Below are 1,499 nucleotides of genomic sequence, written 5' to 3'. Positions count from 1 at the left end.
TTTTTGCTATAATATCCTTAACAAGGAGGTGAATAAAATGACAAAGGAAAATCCGTCAAACTATAAAACTCTTCAAATTTGGATTAAAAAAGGGCATCGTATGTATTCTTATTTTCAAGAATGTTGTCATAACGCTAAGAACATGTACAACACCACAAACTTTTATATACGCCAGGTGTACACTGGATTAACACAAGAAAAAGAGTTGCAGCCTTTGCAAAAAGAAGTTCTGGATAATATTCATAAAAATATTGGTAAGATGAATGACACACAACGTCTTGCCTATCAGAAGAAATTGGAAAAAGAGAAATTAAAGCCTAAAGAAGAACAGAAAGAGATTACATGTAATTTGTTTTCAGAACCTAATTTTGAAAACCTTATGTAGATTACAACTTTCTAGATGCACTATTTAAGGCTATGATTCAAAATGATTATCGAGCTTTGCCTACGCAATGTAGCCAGTCAATCATGAAAGGTTTGTTCCAAAATTGGAAATCTTTTTTTGCTAGTTTAAAAGACTATAAAAAGAATCCAAACAAATATGCTGGAATGCCTAGGATTCCAAAGTATATTCGTTCTTCTGAAAAAGAGATTCTGTATACAAACCAAGATTGCATCATTAAAAACGATAGATTTTTAAAGTTTCCAAAGACGAAATTGCAATTAAATATTGGGAAATTAGGTTTCACTGAAGGTAAACTGAAACAAGTTCGTGTGATTCCAAAATACAATGAATATGTAGTGGAATTGGTAATTGATGTTCCTTCTGAACAACAAATGATTGAAGAGAATGCTCGTTATATGAGTATTGATTTAGGTATTGATAACCTTGCAACCATCGTAACAAACACAGGTATAAAACCTGTCCTTGTTAAGGGCAAACATATCAAAAGCATAAATCAATATTACAATAAAATGAAGAGTCATTTTACAAGCATTCTTAGAAATGGAAAACAAACGAATGAAGGACCTTTTACTTCTAAAAGGATAGAAAAACTTCATCAAAAACGTTACTTGAAAATAAAAGACGTCTTCCATAAAGTTAGTCACCACATCGTAAAACTAGCTCAAGAAGAAGAAGTTTGTAAAATCGTTATTGGTCAAAACAAAAGTTGGAAACAAGAAACGAATATGGGAAAAAGAAATAACCAATCGTTTTGTCATATCCCGCATAATTTACTGATTCAAATGATTACATACAAAGCAAATGCTGTAGGCATTCAAGTTGTTGTAACTGAAGAATCATATACATCGAAAGCAAGTTTTCTGGATAACGACTTCATTCCAACGTATGGAGAAAATGACCAAAATACAACTTTTTCAGGAAAACGAATAAAGCGCGGTATATATCGTTCAGCAAATAAAACTTTAATTAATGCAGATGTAAATGCTGCGGCTAACATTTTACGAAAAGTAATCCCAAATGCATGGACAAATGGGATAGAGGGGTTAGGCGTGAAACAGCTCGCTAATGTGTTAACTCCCCTGACGTTAATCGT

General features: G+C 32.4%; 1 pseudogene. It reads left to right on the top strand.

Features of this window, described 5'->3' with window-relative positions:
- Positions 1 to 37: 37 nt before the first annotated feature.
- A pseudogene (locus EBQ15_RS30875) lies at positions 38 to 1,499 on the top strand (RNA-guided endonuclease InsQ/TnpB family protein); the annotation flags it as partial.

The sequence above is a fragment of the Bacillus sp. 2D03 genome (assembly GCF_003946765.1).
In the GTDB taxonomy this organism is placed as follows: domain Bacteria; phylum Bacillota; class Bacilli; order Bacillales; family Bacillaceae_G; genus Bacillus_A; species Bacillus_A cereus.
Note: the sequence above shows the minus strand (reverse complement) of the source record. Positions and strands in the feature narration are given on the sequence as shown.